Genomic DNA, 15,214 nt, shown 5'->3' with positions numbered 1-15,214 from the left:
AGGCGCAACCCTGCAACAAGGAGCGGCAAAGCTCCGCCACGGGCAACAGCCGATGGCAGCCCCCAAAACCGCACACGATGGGCGGCACGGCAATCCGGGGCAATTTTTTACGATCCCCGACAGCCAGCCGCAAAACACTGCCGACTGTTAAGCAAAAAACGTGTGATTGTCACCAGCACGTCATGCTTGTGAAAAAACTCATGAAGTCCCGGCAGCTTGACGCGAAACACGGGGCATTCTATCTATTACACCACACCCGTATTGGGCAACCGCCGCAATCGGGCCATATTTACAGTCTTGCAGCGTGTGCGGAGCACGCCCTGACGGGCGAGTTTCCACTTAGCACGTGCAAGAAATGGGGACAAGCGCAATGTTCACGCCCTGGGCCGCATTTTTCTCTCCCGAAGGTCAGCGGCTACTCCAAAAATCCATCGATCTCGCTCTTGAGGAAGACGGCCCTGAAATGACCGCTCTGGGGCTTTTCGCTCCAGAATCCTCCATGAACGCCGTTATCCGCGCCAAGGAAGACACCCTGGTTGTGGGCCTGCCGATTATCGGCGCTGTTTTCAAAAGCCTCGGCGCGCCGTTCACATGGCGCGCGCTGGTCAGGGAAGCCGCCGCCGTGCCCTCCATGACAGAGGTTGCGCATATCACGGCCCCAGCCACGGCCATGCTCAAGGCCGAACGCGTCATTCTGAACTTCATCACCCATCTTTCGGGCATTGCCAACCTCACCGCCCGCTACGTGCGTGAACTGGAAGGCACTGGCGTACATCTGCTCGATACACGCAAAACCACTCCGGGTCTGCGCTGGGTCGAAAAATACGCCGTTCAGGCTGGCGGTGGGCACAACCACCGCAAAAACCTGACAGAAATGCTCATGCTCAAAGACAACCACATTGATGCCGCTGGCTCCATCACGGCGGCGGTTGCCAAACTGCGGGCGCAGTACGCGCCCTGCCCGCCCATCGAGGTGGAGTGCCGCACCCTTGACCACGTGTACGAAGCAGTAGCCGCCAAGGCTGACCGCATCATGATGGACAACATGGACGGCCAGCGCCTTTCCGAGGCTCTCGCCCTTGTGCCCCGCTCCATCGAAACCGAAGTGAGCGGCGGCGTGCGGCTGGATACCATCCGCTCCCTTGCGCTCACCGAGCCGCGCAGGCCCGATTTTATTTCTGTGGGGCGTCTGACCCATTCCGCAGTGTCGGCAGATTTCAGCATGACCCTGCTGGCAGTGTAGCCGCAGCAACAGCCATGCCCGCGTTCTGCTGCCATACTTCCGCACACCGCAAACCGCCAGCCTTGGAAACAACACGCTGACCCACGGCGGCAACCATACGGCGACATTGCGACAACACAGTGACATCACCGGAACAAATTTCCGCATTTGCCACTTCTTTTTTCATACTGCCTGCTGAGGAACCTGACATGCAAGACACAAGCGCTGCAATCGCATCCCTGAAAAAACAGCTTGGCGCGAATCTGTGTATAATGGGGCACCACTACCAGAACGACAACGTGGTGCGCCACTGCGACATCACCGGCGATTCGCTGGAGCTGGCCCGCCGCGTTCCCGGCATTGACGCGGCCCACATTGTTTTTTGCGGCGTCTATTTTATGGGTGAATCCGCCGCCCTGCTGGCAAAGCCCGGCCAGGGCGTGCATCTGCCCAGTCTGGACGCAGACTGCCTCATGTCGCGCATGACCCCGGCCCCCCTGGCCCGCAAGGTGCTGGAGCAGCTCGCAGCCACAGGCCGCAAGATCATTCCGCTGGCTTATGTCAACACAGATCTGGCCCTTAAGGCCGTGGTGGGCGAATTTGGCGGCGCGGTCTGCACATCTGCCAATGCCAGGATCATGCTGCGCTGGGCGCTGGATCAGGGCGATGGCGTGCTCTTTCTGCCCGACAGGCATTTGGGCAACAATACCGCCGAAACTCTGGGCATCAGCCAGGACGAACGCCATGTGCTGCGCGTGGGCGCTGCGGGGCTGGTACAGCCAGAAACCCAGCCCCTTGACCGCAAGCTGCTGCTCTGGCCCGGCTGTTGCGCCATCCACGCGCGTTTTGAACCCGATGATGTGGAGGCCATCCGCGCCGAATACCCCGGCTGCCGCGTCATCGCCCACCCCGAATGCAGGCAGGAAGTCATTGAAGCCTGCGATGGCGCAGGCTCCACGTCATATCTCATCAAGGAGGCGGCCCGCGTAGCCGCCGAAGAACCGGGCACGACCCTGATTGTCGGCACGGAGAACAACCTTGTGTACCGTCTGGCTGAACGCCATGCGGGCCAATGCCGCATCCTGCCGCTGGGCCATGCCATTTGCGGCAACATGGCCAAGGTTACGGAAAAGAAGCTTCTGGCCACGCTGCAAAGCGTAGCCGCCGGAGCAGCTTCGCCTCTGCACATTGAGGAGAACCTCTGCCCCCCCGCCCGTCTCTCCCTAACCCGCATGCTTGAAGCTTGCGGTAACTGAGGTTTGCGCCGTGAATTCTATTCGCCGTCATGTGCCCGTGCTGATCATCGGCTCGGGCGTTGCCGGATGTACCGCTGCACTTACCCTTGCCGACTCTGGCTGCGACGTTCTCCTGCTCAACGCCGGAGACAGGCTGGCTGACGGCAACTCCGAACTTGCCCAGGGCGGCATCATCTATCAGGCAAATCCCACGCCAGAACATCCCTCGGACGCGCCAGCTCTGGAAAAGGACATTCTGGTTGCAGGGCACAATTATAATTACAACAAGGCCGTCAGTTTTCTGTGCGCGCAAGGCCCGCAGTGCGTGGATGAGGTGCTCATCAAGCGCGCCCAGGTGCCCTTTGACCGCAACGAGGACGGCACGTTCAACCTCACGCGCGAGGGCGGGCATTCCACCCAGCGTATTCTGCACTGCGCCGACTTTTCGGGCAGGGCCATCATGGAGGGCCTCACCGCCCAGGTGCTGGCGCATCCGCGCATCACACGGCTGCACCGCCGCGCCGCCATCGACCTTCTGACCAGCCACCACCACGCCAAGGCCTCGCAGTACCGCTACGAGGTGCGCAACCGCTGCCTTGGCGCGTACGTGCTCAATGAAGAAACCGGCGAAACGGAAACCATCCTCGCGGACTGGACTGTGCTTGCCACCGGCGGCGTGGGGCAGGTCTTCCTGCACTCCACCAACGCGCCCGGCTGCGTGGGCACGGGTATGTCCATGGCCTTTCGCGCTGGCGTTGATCTTGCCAACCTCGAGTTCATGCAGTTCCACCCAACCGCGCTGTACGAAGAACGCAGCAACCGCCGCTCGCTCATTACCGAGGCCATGCGCGGCGAGGGCGCGCGCCTGCTTGACAGCAAGGGCCGCGCCTTCATGCTCGACCACGACCCCAGGGGCGACCTGGCCCCGCGTGACGTGGTGGCCCAGGCCATGATGGACGAAATGCTGCACACCGGCGCGCCCTGCCTGTATCTGGATGTGAGCGGCGTGGAGCAGGACGTGCCCACGCGCTTTCCTACCGTATACGAAAAATGCCGCGAGGCCGGCATCGACATTCTCAAGGAGCCCATCCCCGTGGTGCCTGCGGCCCACTATTTCTGCGGCGGCGTACTCACCGATGTGCATGGACGCACCTCGCTGCACGGGCTATACGCCATCGGAGAATGCGCCTGCACCGGCCTGCACGGGGCCAACCGTCTTGCCAGCACCTCCCTGCTTGAGGCATTGGTATGGGGCGTGAGCAGCGGCAAGGATCTGTCCCACCGCGTGGTGGCCGAAAGCGGCCTGCCCAAGGCCCTTGCCGCCGCCATCCCAGACTGGAAACACGAAGGCGATGAGCGCAGGGACGACCCGGCCCTTGTGGCTCAGGACTGGGCAAACATCCGCAATACCATGTGGAATTACGTGGGCATTGCCCGGACAGAGGCGCGCCTGCGCCGCGCCTTTGAAGACATGCGCGACCTTGTGCGGCATATCCACGACTTTTACAAGCGCACGCGTATATCGCGGCGGCTGGTGGATCTTTTCCACGGCTCGCAGACCTCGTACATCATCACGCAGGCCGCGTTGCGCAACAAGGTAAGTATTGGCTGCCACCACCGGGTGGATTAAAGTGCATGTGGGCCACGGCCCTTGCCGAACACATTTTAGCAAAATCGGCTGAATACCTGCGGTGCGCGGCGCAAGCCCGCACTTGAAATTTTGCCGCTGAAGTTTTGAAGCTGGAGAAACCTGAATGAAAAAAGCATATTTGCCAGCCGCCGTGGTTATTCTGATCGCGGCGGGTTTTCTGGGTCTGTTTTTCGGCCTGAGCCCTCTGGTGGAGGGGCAGGTGCAGAGGGGCATCCAGAGCATCGGGATCTCCGGCGACGGCATATCCACGCAGGCCGCAGTGGACAGGGTGGAATTTTCGCCCTTGTCGCGCACCCTGACCCTGTACGGCCTGCGCCTGCGCGGCGAAACTCCCCAGGGGCCACTTGCGTATGAAGTGGCGGAGGTTTCGCTCCGCATTCCCATGCGCATGCTGCTGGCCTACACCCCTTTGCGGCCCATGGTGCTGAAGGATGTGGGCATGATGCCCGTGGCCGAAAACATCGTGCTGCGCAATCTGGCCCTGCGCACGCCCGAGGCCCGAGGCTCGGTGCAGCGCGAAGAAATTGACGAACTGCGCAGTCAGAGTGAACTGGTGGGGCGTTTTCTTGACGGAGCACCCATTGACGCGCTGGCCGCCACCTACCTCATGGGCGCAGACAAGGCGCACAGCTTTTTTCTGAGCGTCAGCCTTCCCGGCAAGGAAGGTCTGGCCCAGCTGACCATTAAAGAATCGCTGATCAAGGGATGGGACGGCGCATCAGTCGAGCATATGCGCATTGAAGACATGCAGAGCCGCCTTGATGGGCACGAGAGCATGCGTATGGCGAGCTTTGAAGCCAACGGCCTCACCCTGCCGGAGCTGGGCCTGCTGCACCGCCTTATGGACGCAGCCGCCATGAGCGAAAACGACATGGACGCAGCAGTTAAGGCCCTTGGCCCGGTTGTGGAAGAAATTCTGGCTGCTGACCCGCCCCTTGTGCGGCAGGTGCGCGCCTCGGGCATGACCTTTGCTGTGGAAAACGGCAGCGTGACTGTTGGCAGCGTGGGTTTTGACTGGCTTTCCAACTCGCCGCGCCACACAACCAGCTTTATCCGCGACCTTGCGGCCTCCAAAAGCCTGCTTGAGGATGCTTCCGGCCTTGCCATGCCGGCGCTCAAGGCCAGCATGACCTTTGAAAGCCTTGGTCTGAGCACCGCTTCGCACAAAAAAACAATGTCCATCAAGGCCGAAGGCCTCGCGGACGTGGACTGCTCGTTCACCCTGTACGATGCCGGAATCATCAGCACCAGCGAACAGGCCCTGCTGATGCAAAGCTTCAGCGATCTGCACCTCGCCGTGAAGGATCACGGCGCGCTGGCCTGGGTTGGGCTCAATCTTTCCCACGACGGGCGCGCGGCGGCCACGGCGCTGCACCAGACTCTGGACAAGGGGCTGGATCTTGCCCCCACCCAGCAGAACAACGCCATACGTCAGGCCCTGCTGACCTTTGTGCAACGCCCCGGTCAGCTTGAAGCCGCCAGCGCCAAGGGCCAGCGTATAGGTATTCTGCAAATACTGGCTGCTCTGAACGACCCCGGCGCGCTGTTTACATGCTCCTCTGTCGCCGGTCAGAAAACGCTGGAAGAACAGATCAACGCCCTTGCGGCGCAAACCTCCCAAAAATCCGCCCCCGCCGAAGCAGCGGGAAAGTAACATATGCGCAAACTCTGTCTCAAAAAAAATGAAGATCGGCGTCTGCGCGCCGGGCATCTCTGGATTTTCGCCAATGAGGTGGACGTAAAACAAAGCCCGCTCACCGACTTTGCCCCCGGTGAATCCGCGACACTGTGCGACTGGCGCGGCGCGCCCCTTGGCAGCGTGTGCGTCAACTCGGCTTCGCTTATCTGCGCCCGCCTGCACAGCCGCAAGCCCGATGTGGAACTGGACGAAGCCCTGCTGACCCAAAGGCTGGAATCGGCACTGGCCCTGCGCCAGCGCCTCTATCCCGGCCCCTGGTACAGGCTTTGCCACGGCGAGGGCGATTTTTTGCCCGGTCTGGTCATTGACCGTTACGGCGACCACCTGACCGTACAGGTCACCACTGCGGGCATGGAACAAAGGCGTGAGGCGCTCACAGCTGCCCTGCACACGCTGCTGCGCCCCACGTCCATTCTCTGGGCCAACGACCTTGCCGCGCGCGGGCTTGAAAACCTCTCCCGCGAGCAAGAGAGCGAAGGCCTGTTGCCCGAAAGGCTGGAAGTGCCGGAAAACGGCTGCCGCTTTTTCGCGCCCTGCGCCACAGGCCAGAAAACCGGCTGGTTTTACGACCAGCGCCCCAACAGGGCGGAACTGGCGCGCTATGCCAAGGATGCCGACGTGCTGGATATTTTCAGCTATGTTGGCGGGTTCGGCGTTACCGCAGCAGCTGCGGGGGCGCGCTCCGTCACCTTTGTGGACGCCTCGGCCCTGGCGCTCGCCTTTGCGGAAGAAAACGCCCGAGCCAACGCCCCCGGCTGCGAAGCCCAAACCCTGTGCGGCGACGCCTTTGACCTGCTGCGCCAGATGCGCGACGAGGGCCGCCGCTTTCAGGCCATCAGCCTTGATCCCCCGGCCTTCATCAAGCGCCGCAAGGACGCGGCCCTTGGCCTGGCGGCCTATAAGCAGGCCAATGATCTGGCCGTGCAACTGCTGGCGCCGGGGGGCATACTTGCAACCTCGTCCTGTTCGCACCATCTTGAAACGCAGTCTTTGCGCGCTTGCTTGACGCAGGCCGCCGCCAAGCGCAAACTGCATGCCCGTATTCTTTTTGCCGGGGGCCAGGGGCCGGATCATCCCATCCACGCCGCCATGCCCGAAACGGCCTATCTGAAGTGCTTTATCGCCCAAGTGGGCGCGTAACTAGAAGGATTTGACATGCTGAACAAAGTCCGCCTGCTCACCCCTGGCCCCACGCCTCTGCCGGAGCGCGTACGTCTTGTGCTTGCCAAAGACATGATCCACCACCGCAAAAGCGAATTCAAGGCCGTGATGGGCCGGGTTCAGGAGCGCCTGCGCGTGCTGTTCGGCACCGCAGATGTGGTTCTGCCCCTTTCCTGTTCCGGCACAGGCGCCATGACGGCGGCGGTGTACAGTCTGTTTACCCCCGGCCAGCGGGTACTGGTGGTCGAGGGCGGCAAGTTTGGTCAGCGCTGGCGCGAGATCGCGGTTTCGCGCGGGCTTGAAGTCACCACACTTGAAGTGCCGTGGGGCGAAGCCGTTGACCCGCAGGCCGTTGCAACGGCCCTCAAGGCCGATCCGGGCATCGCGGCGGTGCTTATCCAGCACTCCGAAACCTCCACCGGCGTACTGCACCCTGTGGAAGCAGTGGCGCGCATCACCCGCGATACCGACACTCTGCTGCTGGTGGACGGCATCTCTGCCGTGAGCCTCGCGCCCTGCCCCATGGATCAGTGGGGTATTGACTGCCTTGTCACCGGCTCGCAAAAAGGCCTCATGCTGCCCCCCGGCCTTGCGCTGCTGGCGCTCTCGCCCCGCGCATGGAAAAGGGCCGAAAGCGTCACGCCCGGCTGCTTCTATTTCAACCTGCCCAAGGAACGAGCCAAGATCGCTCAGGGGCAAACATTGTTCACCTCTGCGGTGAACCTTGTGGTCGGCCTGGACGAAAGTCTTGAAATGCTGCTGGAAAACGGTCTTGAAGCCATTTACGCCAAGCAGTGGGCGCTGACCATGCTGGCCCGTGCAGGCGTTGCCGCCATGGGCCTTGAGCTTTACGCCAAAACCCACTTTGCCTGGGGCATCACCAGCGTCATGCTGCCTGCGGGCGTTGACGGCGCCGAGGTGCTGCGCATCGCCATGGATAACTACGGAGTGTGCATGGCTGGCGGTCAGGATCACATGAAGGGCCGCATGGTGCGCATAGGCCATATGGGCTGGGTGGACTGGGCCGATCTGGTGGCCGGGCTGCATGCCCTTAACCGGGGCATCATTGAAGCGGGTGGACACTGCGGCTCGCGTGACTATCTTGAAGAAGCGCTGGCAGCTTATCGCATGGCCCTGGCGGGCAAACCAGGCGAGCCGCTGCCGCTGATCCACAGCTAGGGCGCAAGCCCTTGCGCTGGCGGTAAAAGCTTGTATGTTGGACGCAGGCATTTGGCGCAAATTGCAGTTACCGTAACCGTTTACGTGCCACGAGGTCGCCATGAGTGACAATAACTGCGGCTGCAAGGCCGATGGCCCCATGCCGGAAGTGACGTTTTCGACCTTTATCATTTCGCTGGCGTCATCGGCATTGGTGCATCTGGGCGAGGTGCCCAATCCCGAAACCGGCGGTACGGAAACAAACCTGCCGCTGGCAAAGCACAGCATTGATGTACTGGAAATGCTGCGCGCCAAAACTGAAAATGGACTGGAAGAACAGGAGCGAAAGCTGCTGGAGAGCATCCTCTACGAGCTGCGCATGAAGTTCGTGATGAAGTGCGGCCCGGACTGCGCCTGTCAGTCAAAAAAAGCTTAAGGCTCTGCGGTGCGGCACGGCCAGCGGCAATCTGCCGTCTGCGTGGCGCGGCTCCGTCACTACTATCGACCATAGTTTCCAAAGGATCGGTGGCATGAAGACAATCAATGTGGGTCTGGTGGGCATTACCGGCTACGCGGGCATGGAACTGACGCGGCTTCTCGTGAGCCATCCTTCCATGCGGCTTGCCATGGCCTGTTCGCGGGCAGAATCGGGCAAACGGCTGGGGGATTTCTATCCTTTTCTGAACCACATGCCCGGCGCGGATGTGGTCATCAGCGTTTTTGACCCGCAGGAAGCCGCCCGTCAGTGCGATGTGGTCTTTCTTGCCGTGCCCGCAGGCACAGCCATGGACATGGCTGAAATGCTGCTGCGCGCCGGGGTGAAAGTTGTTGACCTCTCGGCGGATTTTCGCCTGCGCGACCCAGAAACATATGCCACATGGTACAAGCGCGAGCACGTATGCACTGATCTGCTGCACAAGGCCGTGTACGGCCTGCCCGAACTATATGCGGCTGAAATCGCAGGTGCGAAACTTATCGCCAACCCAGGTTGCTACCCCACCTCGGTGATACTGGGCCTGTACGCCGCCATCAAGAATGACCTCGTGCATACCGATGACATTGTAGTGGACGCCAAATCCGGGGCCACGGGCGCTGGCCGCAAGGCAGCAGTGCCTACGTTGTTCTGCGAGATTTCCGACAATTTCCGCGCCTACGGCCTGCCCACGCACCGGCATACGCCGGAAATCGAACAGGAACTCAGCCTGCTGGCGGGCCACGACATGCGGATTTCGTTCAACACGCACATCTTGCCCACCAACAGGGGCATTTTGTCCACCATCTATACCAAGCTCAAAAACCCCGCCACCAGCCTGGATGAAGTGCGCGAGGTCTTTACCCGCACGTGGGAACACAGCCCGTGGGTTCGCATTCTGCCCAAGGGAGCGCTGCCGGAAACGCGTTTTGTGCGCGGCAGCATGTTCTGCGATCTGGGTCTTGTGGTAGACCCCCGTACGGGGCGGCTCATCATCGTTTCTGCCATCGACAACCTGTGCAGGGGCGCATCCGGTCAGGCCATGGCCAACGCCAACCTCATGTGCGGGCTGCCGGTAGAAACGGGCCTCAATACTTTGGCCCCGCTGGCCTAATGATATATTAACAATATGGCCCTGTTGCCCCCTGCCTGCGTCAGGAAGCCTTTTTATTCCGGTCGAGTACCGAAGCAGTACACTCTCTCCATAAAAAGGCTTACTTCCTTGGCAGGGAACAAAATTTCTCATATTGTTAACATATCATGGACCTGATACACACAACCATTTTACATTCAAGGCTCGGCAGAAAGGCTTTTTATTCCTGCTGGATGCAGCACATGCGTTGCAGGTAAAAAGCCTTTCTCCTTGCCGGAACCGCCAGTAATGGCCGAGCCTTTGCCCCGGAGAATGCCGCCAGAGTTTTGCCCGCCGATCCCCTGCGGGCCGCAAAAAAGGAATGCCCATGCAACTGGAAACCGCCTTTCAGAATCCGCAACTGTGCCACAGCCTTCTTGATCGCCTTAACCGCGCCCTTGATGGTCGCACAATGCGTTTCATGGAAGTGTGCGGCACCCATACAGTTGCCATCTTCCAGAGCGGCCTGCGCTCGCTCCTGCCCAAATCGGTAACGCACCTTTCCGGCCCCGGCTGCCCCGTATGCGTCACGCACGATGCGGAAGTAGCTGCTTTTCTTGAGCTTGCGGGCCGTGACCGCGTCATCATAGCCACTTTTGGCGACCTTTTGCGCGTGCCCGGCCCCGGCGGCCTCAGCCTCAAACACGCTCAGGCCCAGGGCGCGCGGGTTGAAATTGTCTATTCGCCGCTGGACGCTCTGACCCTTGCGGCGGCCAACCCCGGCGATACAGTGGTTTTTCTGGGCATTGGTTTTGAAACCACCGCCCCCACCGTGGCCGCCACCCTGCTCACCGCCCAGCAGCGCGGGCTGAACAACTTCTGCGTGCTCTCCCTGCACAAGCTTGTGCCCCCTGCCCTGCGTATCCTGCTTGAAGACAGCCAGTGCGGCGTAGAAGCCTTTTTGCTGCCGGGGCACGTTTCCACCATTCTTGGGCTGGAGCCTTACGCCTTTCTGGCGCGCGATTTTCATGTTCCCGGCATTGTGGGCGGCTTCCAGCCCGCCGACATTCTGCTGGCCCTCTGCCTCATGGCCGAGCAGATGCGCGACGGCAAGCCCGATGTGGTCAATGCCTATCCCCGCGCCGTGGACGACACGGGCAACCCCCGCGCCCGCGCCCTGCTGGAACAGTTTTTCCAACCGGCGGACGCCCTGTGGCGCGGCATAGGCCGCATACCCCAGAGCGGCCTGGCCCTGCGCCCGGAATATGAGAGCATGGACGCCATGAAGCGCCTTGACCTCACCTTGCCGGATGTCCCCCCCCTGCCCGGCTGTCGCTGCGGCGATGTGCTCAAGGGGCGCATTACCCCGCCGGACTGCCCGCTTTTCGGCAAGCGCTGCACCCCAGCCAACCCCGTTGGCCCCTGTATGGTTTCCACCGAGGGCAGTTGCGCGGCCTACTTTAAATATTCGGAGCGATAATGGACGAGTGCCTTCTTCTTGATGCTGGCAGCGGCGGCAGAGCCTCGCAGCGCCTTATTGCCCAGTGCTTCATGCGCCATTTTGCCAATCCCCTGCTGGAACGCATGGACGATGCAGCGCTTTTGACCGATCTTTCCGGCCCGCTGGCCATGAGTACCGATTCCTACACGGTGACGCCCCTGTTTTTCGCAGGCGGCAGCATCGGCAGTCTGGCTGTGCACGGCACCGTCAACGACGTTGCAATGCTGGGCGCGCGGCCCCGCTACCTGAGCTGCGGATTTATCCTTGAAGAAGGCCTGCCCCTCGAAACCCTCGAGCGCGTTGTGGCCGACATGGGCGCGGCAGCCCGCGAGGCCGGGGTGAGCATTGTGACGGGCGACACCAAGGTTGTGCCGCGCGGTGCTTGCGACAAGATTTTCATCAATACCACAGGCATCGGGCAGGTGTTTGCCTCGCCCTCGCCCTCGGGGCACAATGCCCGACCCGGCGATGTAGTACTGGTCAGCGGAGCCATGGGCGACCACGGTCTCACGGTCATGGGCAGCCGCGAAGGCCTGTCCTTCCTTACGGACGTGGCCTCGGACTCCGCCCCGCTGAACCACATGATTGAAGACATCATCAACACTGTGGGCGAGGTGCATGTGCTGCGCGACCCCACTCGCGGCGGGCTTGCCACCACGCTCAACGAAATCGCCGAGCAGTCGCAGGTGTCCATCCTGCTTGACGAGGCCAGCGTTCCCGTTCACGAAGCCGTGCGCAACGGCTGTTCCTTCCTCGGCATGGATCCTCTGTACCTTGCCAACGAAGGCAAGTGCATCTGCATTGTGCCCGAAAGCAGCGCAGAAGCAGCCCTTGAGGCCATGCGCCGCTCGCCCTACGGCAAGGAAGCGGCCCGCATCGGCACGGTAACGGAAGGCAAGGCGCAGGTGGCGCTGCAAACCCTCATAGGGGGCCGCCGCCTGCTGGGTATGCTGGAGGGCGCGCAGTTGCCCCGCATCTGTTAGGGCATGCCACTACGGTTCTTTTGCCCCCTGGAACTGTTCTCTTTGTGTCAACTGAATGCGGGAGCCTCCCGCCTGAAAGGAAAAAATATGGATTCCACCTATCAGCGCGCCATGAACGCCAATGTGACCCCGCAGATTTTCTCCACCATGGTGAGCAATGCGCAAAAGGTGGCCGAAGCCTTTGCCGGTTCCGGCTCCGCCACTGTGGATGCAGAGAGCATTGCCGCCGTGTTCAGCCGCATGGTGGTTGCCCAGATCGAGATGTTTGAAAAAAAATAACGTTCGTTTCACAAGATATACAAAGGCAGAGGCCGTCCCTTGGGGCGGCCTCTGCCTTTGACATATTGCACATTCTGCTCTTGCCCTGCTTCAGACAGAGCCTGTTAAAACTGCAAGTAAAGCATATGACTATTGGTACGGGGCGTTTCCCCCCGCAAAAAATACCAGCTAAAGAACCCAGGGGGACATGTCCGCCCCTTTGCGCAGAGCCTCGCGCACCTCAGACCACTGCCGCTCCATCTCTTCCAGCCGAGCCAGAAGGACATCCTCCGCCGGGGTACGCGCCAGCACCGATGCCACGGCCCCCTGCTCGAACACCAGTCGCCTGTCTGCCGCCAAAGCCAGCACGGGATCGTGCGTTGCCATGACAATAATCTTATCCGAGGCCAGCAGCAGATCAAGGGCCTTGCGCTTGTCCACTCCGGCATTTTCAATTTCGTCAATGAGCAGCACGGGCGACCAGCTGAGCAGGGCTGTATCCGCAATCATCAGGGCTCGCGACTGCCCGCCGGAAAGCTGGGTCAACTGCGTACACCCGTCAAAGGATTCGCCAGCCAGTTCATTGGCGGCGGCAAAAACCCTGGCCGCAGCGGCTTCAGGGTCTGGCACCTCGCGGCTTAGCGCGTGGGTGCGCAAAAAATCTAGCACGCCCATGTCCAGCACAAAATTCATGTTCTGGGTCAGCTGGGCCACCAGCCGCCCCTGTAGGTCAAAGCGCGTATCTTCATCGGGTTCCGCGCCGTTGAGCAATACGGTGCGGCCAGTTGGGGTATCGCCTGCGGCCAGCGACTCAATATCGCTCAAAAAGCGGCTCTTGCCAGCGCCCGTTGGCCCCAACAGGGCCGTGATTTCACCGGGGCGGAAGTGAATCTGCGTCTTTTCCGGCTGGCCTGCCTTGTCGCGGCCTGGGGTCAGGCTCAGACTGCGCAGGGACAGCTCCATATTTTCACGCTCCATGGCCCTCTCCAAATTCCGCCTTTTTGACGTTGCCCTTTTGGTAGCGCGCGCCAATGCGCATTTCGCTCAGGCAATAGGAGCAGATGGCTGCGGGCATGGCGAAGCGCAGCCGCATGTCGGTAACGGAGGCAATGTCCGGCGCGATGGCCATGATGGCGGCAAGCTCCGCGCAACCCTGCCCTGTCAGGCCGTTCACGTGGCGGATAACCGCCCGCTGGTTCATCTGCCGGATGCGGTAGCGGTAGACCTCGCGCTCTGCCTGCGAAACCAGATCCCCCTTGGTCACGGCCACCACATCTGCCAGCCGCAGCATTGGCCCAATTTTTTCCGGCGCGTCAATGCCCATGAGGTTGTCGATGACGCACAGGGCCAAGGCTCCGCGCAGATGTGGCGAGCAACGGTTGCACAGGCCAGCAGTTTCGATAATGCAGATGTTGGCCCCGGTTTCTCCAGCCCAGGCAAAGGCTTCTTCCAGATTGGTGGCAAAAAAATGGTCGGGGCACAGCCCGCCGGAAAGTGCCACGGAAACGGGAATATCCGCCGCCGCGTAGAGTTCGTCGTCGCGGGTTTGCAGGCAGTCAAACTTGATGACGGCGCAGGTCGCGCCCCGCGCCTTCAAGGCCGCGCCAGCCCTTACCACCAGCGAGGTTTTACCGCACGCGGGCGGCCCCGCCACGGTTATGAGACGCATGCCGTGCCCGCCTGCAAACGCCGGAACTTCAGGGCCAGAATATCGCGCAGACTGTTCACATCGTTGCTTTCCACAAAATCCCAGCCCACCCATTTGAGCTTGGCCCCTGCGGGCAACTGCGAAGGGCGCGAACCGTCCACAGGGATGAACCATGCGGCGCTGTCTATGCCGCCAAAGCCATTGGCAAAGAAATCCAGCACCGGGGCCAGACGGGCTTTTTCAGACTTTTTTGCCAGCAGGTAGAGGGGGCTTGCGGCTGCGCCGTCCTCAGGCCAGACAATTTCCACGTGTTCCGGAAGCTTGGTGCTCTCGGCAAAAAACAGGGGGATGATAAAGATGCCCCCGGCATCCGGCGCGGCTGTGCCGCAGACCTTTGCCATGCGCGAGGAGTGCATGAAGCTTTTAATGTTGGCGGCAAGCCCGGTGACGCCCGGTTCGCCAAAATCCTTGTACTGGTTGAGCAGCACGGCATCGGCCATGTCGTCGCCATCGCCGCACATGACAATCTGCCCGCGATAACGTGGGTTCATGAGGTCTGCCCAGTTTTTCGGCGCTGGCAGGCCGTCCAGCTTTTTGTGGTCTACCAGAAAAATATACGGGGTCACGCCATAGATGGTATAGGCCCCGGCAGGGTCAATCAGCCCGGCATCGGCATACAGGGGATTCAGTACGCGGGGCTGTACGCTTTCAAATACGCCCGTGTTGACAAAACGCCGCACAAATTCGCCGCGCCAGAAGTCGCCGTAGCCAATGGACGCGATAACGGCGGGCAGCTTGTTCACGTCTGATTCCATATACAGCGGGTCATAAGGATCAACCGACGTGCAGCCCATAGGTATATGCGCCGTCAGGGAAGGATTTGCCGCAGCGGCAATGGCCTCTATGCGCTCCTTGACCACAAGCTTTACCGGGCAGGGGGCATAGAGCAGCAGGTCTGTTTTGCCCATGACGGGGGTATCATCCTGCTGCTGCAATGCCTGCATGAGATGTTCAAGCCTTTTCATGGTGCCTCTTTCCGCAAAAAGTTTGGGAACCGCTCTGGGTACAGCAAGGAACATGCCGATGAAAGATTCCGTTCAACATGCCGATATGTAAGTCAATTTACCTTTCACCTTCATCCACGATCCAGACAA

The 15,214-nt window shown here is 61.0% G+C and carries 15 protein-coding genes; 11 read left to right on the top strand and 4 right to left on the bottom strand.

The window, feature by feature from the left end:
* Positions 1 to 370 precede the first annotated feature (370 nt).
* Complete coding sequence (gene nadC / locus JMF94_RS09585; protein ID WP_240825013.1) at positions 371 to 1,243, top strand: carboxylating nicotinate-nucleotide diphosphorylase; 873 nt, start codon at positions 371 to 373, stop codon at positions 1,241 to 1,243.
* On the opposite strand, the gene JMF94_RS09580 is transcribed toward nadC, so the two are convergent.
* A complete protein-coding gene (locus tag JMF94_RS09580) occupies positions 1,218 to 1,409 on the bottom strand; it encodes a hypothetical protein (protein ID WP_240824879.1) in 192 nt (63 codons plus the stop codon). The two genes, nadC and JMF94_RS09580, sit on opposite strands and share 26 nt — an antisense overlap.
* Before the next feature lie 22 nt (positions 1,410 to 1,431).
* Between JMF94_RS09580 and nadA the strand changes: the two genes are divergently transcribed.
* The 10 genes from nadA (at position 1,432) to JMF94_RS09530 (ending at position 12,433) form a co-directional block, all read left to right on the top strand.
* Positions 1,432 to 2,478: a quinolinate synthase NadA gene (gene nadA, locus JMF94_RS09575; protein WP_240824878.1), complete on the top strand. Its 1,047-nt coding sequence runs from the start codon at positions 1,432 to 1,434 to the stop codon at positions 2,476 to 2,478.
* Between the two features lie 10 nt (positions 2,479 to 2,488).
* Positions 2,489 to 4,087 carry an L-aspartate oxidase gene (nadB, locus tag JMF94_RS09570; RefSeq protein ID WP_240824877.1) on the top strand — a complete coding sequence of 533 codons (1,599 nt, stop codon included), beginning with the start codon at positions 2,489 to 2,491 and terminating at the stop codon, positions 4,085 to 4,087.
* A 124-nt stretch (positions 4,088 to 4,211) separates the two neighbouring features.
* Positions 4,212 to 5,762, top strand: coding sequence for a hypothetical protein (locus JMF94_RS09565; RefSeq protein ID WP_240824876.1), 1,551 nt, complete (start codon positions 4,212 to 4,214; stop codon positions 5,760 to 5,762).
* 3 nt (positions 5,763 to 5,765) lie between these two features.
* Positions 5,766 to 6,947, top strand: coding sequence for a class I SAM-dependent rRNA methyltransferase (locus JMF94_RS09560; RefSeq protein ID WP_240824875.1), 1,182 nt, complete (start codon positions 5,766 to 5,768; stop codon positions 6,945 to 6,947).
* Positions 6,948 to 6,962: 15 nt separating this feature from the next.
* Complete coding sequence (locus JMF94_RS09555; protein ID WP_240824874.1) at positions 6,963 to 8,147, top strand: alanine--glyoxylate aminotransferase family protein; 1,185 nt, start codon at positions 6,963 to 6,965, stop codon at positions 8,145 to 8,147.
* Between the two features lie 100 nt (positions 8,148 to 8,247).
* Entirely contained in the window at positions 8,248 to 8,562 is a 315-nt protein-coding gene (locus tag JMF94_RS09550; RefSeq protein WP_240824873.1) for a DUF1844 domain-containing protein, read from the top strand.
* Between the two features lie 94 nt (positions 8,563 to 8,656).
* Positions 8,657 to 9,712, top strand: coding sequence for an N-acetyl-gamma-glutamyl-phosphate reductase (argC, locus tag JMF94_RS09545; protein WP_240824872.1), 1,056 nt, complete (start codon positions 8,657 to 8,659; stop codon positions 9,710 to 9,712).
* Positions 9,713 to 10,058: 346 nt separating this feature from the next.
* Positions 10,059 to 11,150, top strand: coding sequence for a hydrogenase formation protein HypD (gene hypD, locus JMF94_RS09540; RefSeq protein ID WP_192113352.1), 1,092 nt, complete (start codon positions 10,059 to 10,061; stop codon positions 11,148 to 11,150).
* Positions 11,150 to 12,154, top strand: a complete 1,005-nt coding sequence (gene hypE, locus JMF94_RS09535) for a hydrogenase expression/formation protein HypE (RefSeq protein WP_240824871.1) — start codon at positions 11,150 to 11,152, stop codon at positions 12,152 to 12,154. The genes hypD and hypE overlap by 1 nt, the downstream gene beginning before the upstream one ends.
* Before the next feature lie 87 nt (positions 12,155 to 12,241).
* Complete coding sequence (locus JMF94_RS09530) at positions 12,242 to 12,433, top strand: hypothetical protein (protein ID WP_192113350.1); 192 nt, start codon at positions 12,242 to 12,244, stop codon at positions 12,431 to 12,433.
* 168 nt (positions 12,434 to 12,601) lie between these two features.
* Here the strand turns inward: JMF94_RS09530 and JMF94_RS09525 are convergent, their stop codons facing one another.
* From JMF94_RS09525 to JMF94_RS09515, 3 genes are read right to left on the bottom strand one after another with little or no spacing between them, the layout of a single operon-like run.
* The gene (locus JMF94_RS09525; RefSeq protein ID WP_240824870.1) at positions 12,602 to 13,390 is read right to left on the bottom strand and encodes an ATP-binding cassette domain-containing protein; all 789 of its coding nucleotides are present in this window, start codon (positions 13,388 to 13,390) and stop codon (positions 12,602 to 12,604) included.
* Complete coding sequence (locus JMF94_RS09520) at positions 13,380 to 14,081, bottom strand: GTP-binding protein (RefSeq protein ID WP_240824869.1); 702 nt, start codon at positions 14,079 to 14,081, stop codon at positions 13,380 to 13,382. Before JMF94_RS09520 ends, JMF94_RS09525 begins: the two co-directional genes overlap by 11 nt.
* Entirely contained in the window at positions 14,069 to 15,085 is a 1,017-nt protein-coding gene (locus tag JMF94_RS09515; RefSeq protein WP_240824868.1) for an ABC transporter substrate-binding protein, read from the bottom strand. The genes JMF94_RS09520 and JMF94_RS09515 overlap by 13 nt, the downstream gene beginning before the upstream one ends.
* Positions 15,086 to 15,214 lie beyond the last annotated feature (129 nt).

The sequence above is a fragment of the Desulfovibrio sp. UIB00 genome (assembly GCF_022508225.1).
In the GTDB taxonomy this organism is placed as follows: domain Bacteria; phylum Desulfobacterota; class Desulfovibrionia; order Desulfovibrionales; family Desulfovibrionaceae; genus Desulfovibrio.
The sequence above is the reverse complement of the archived record's forward strand: the minus strand, read 5'-3'. Positions and strand labels throughout refer to the sequence as shown.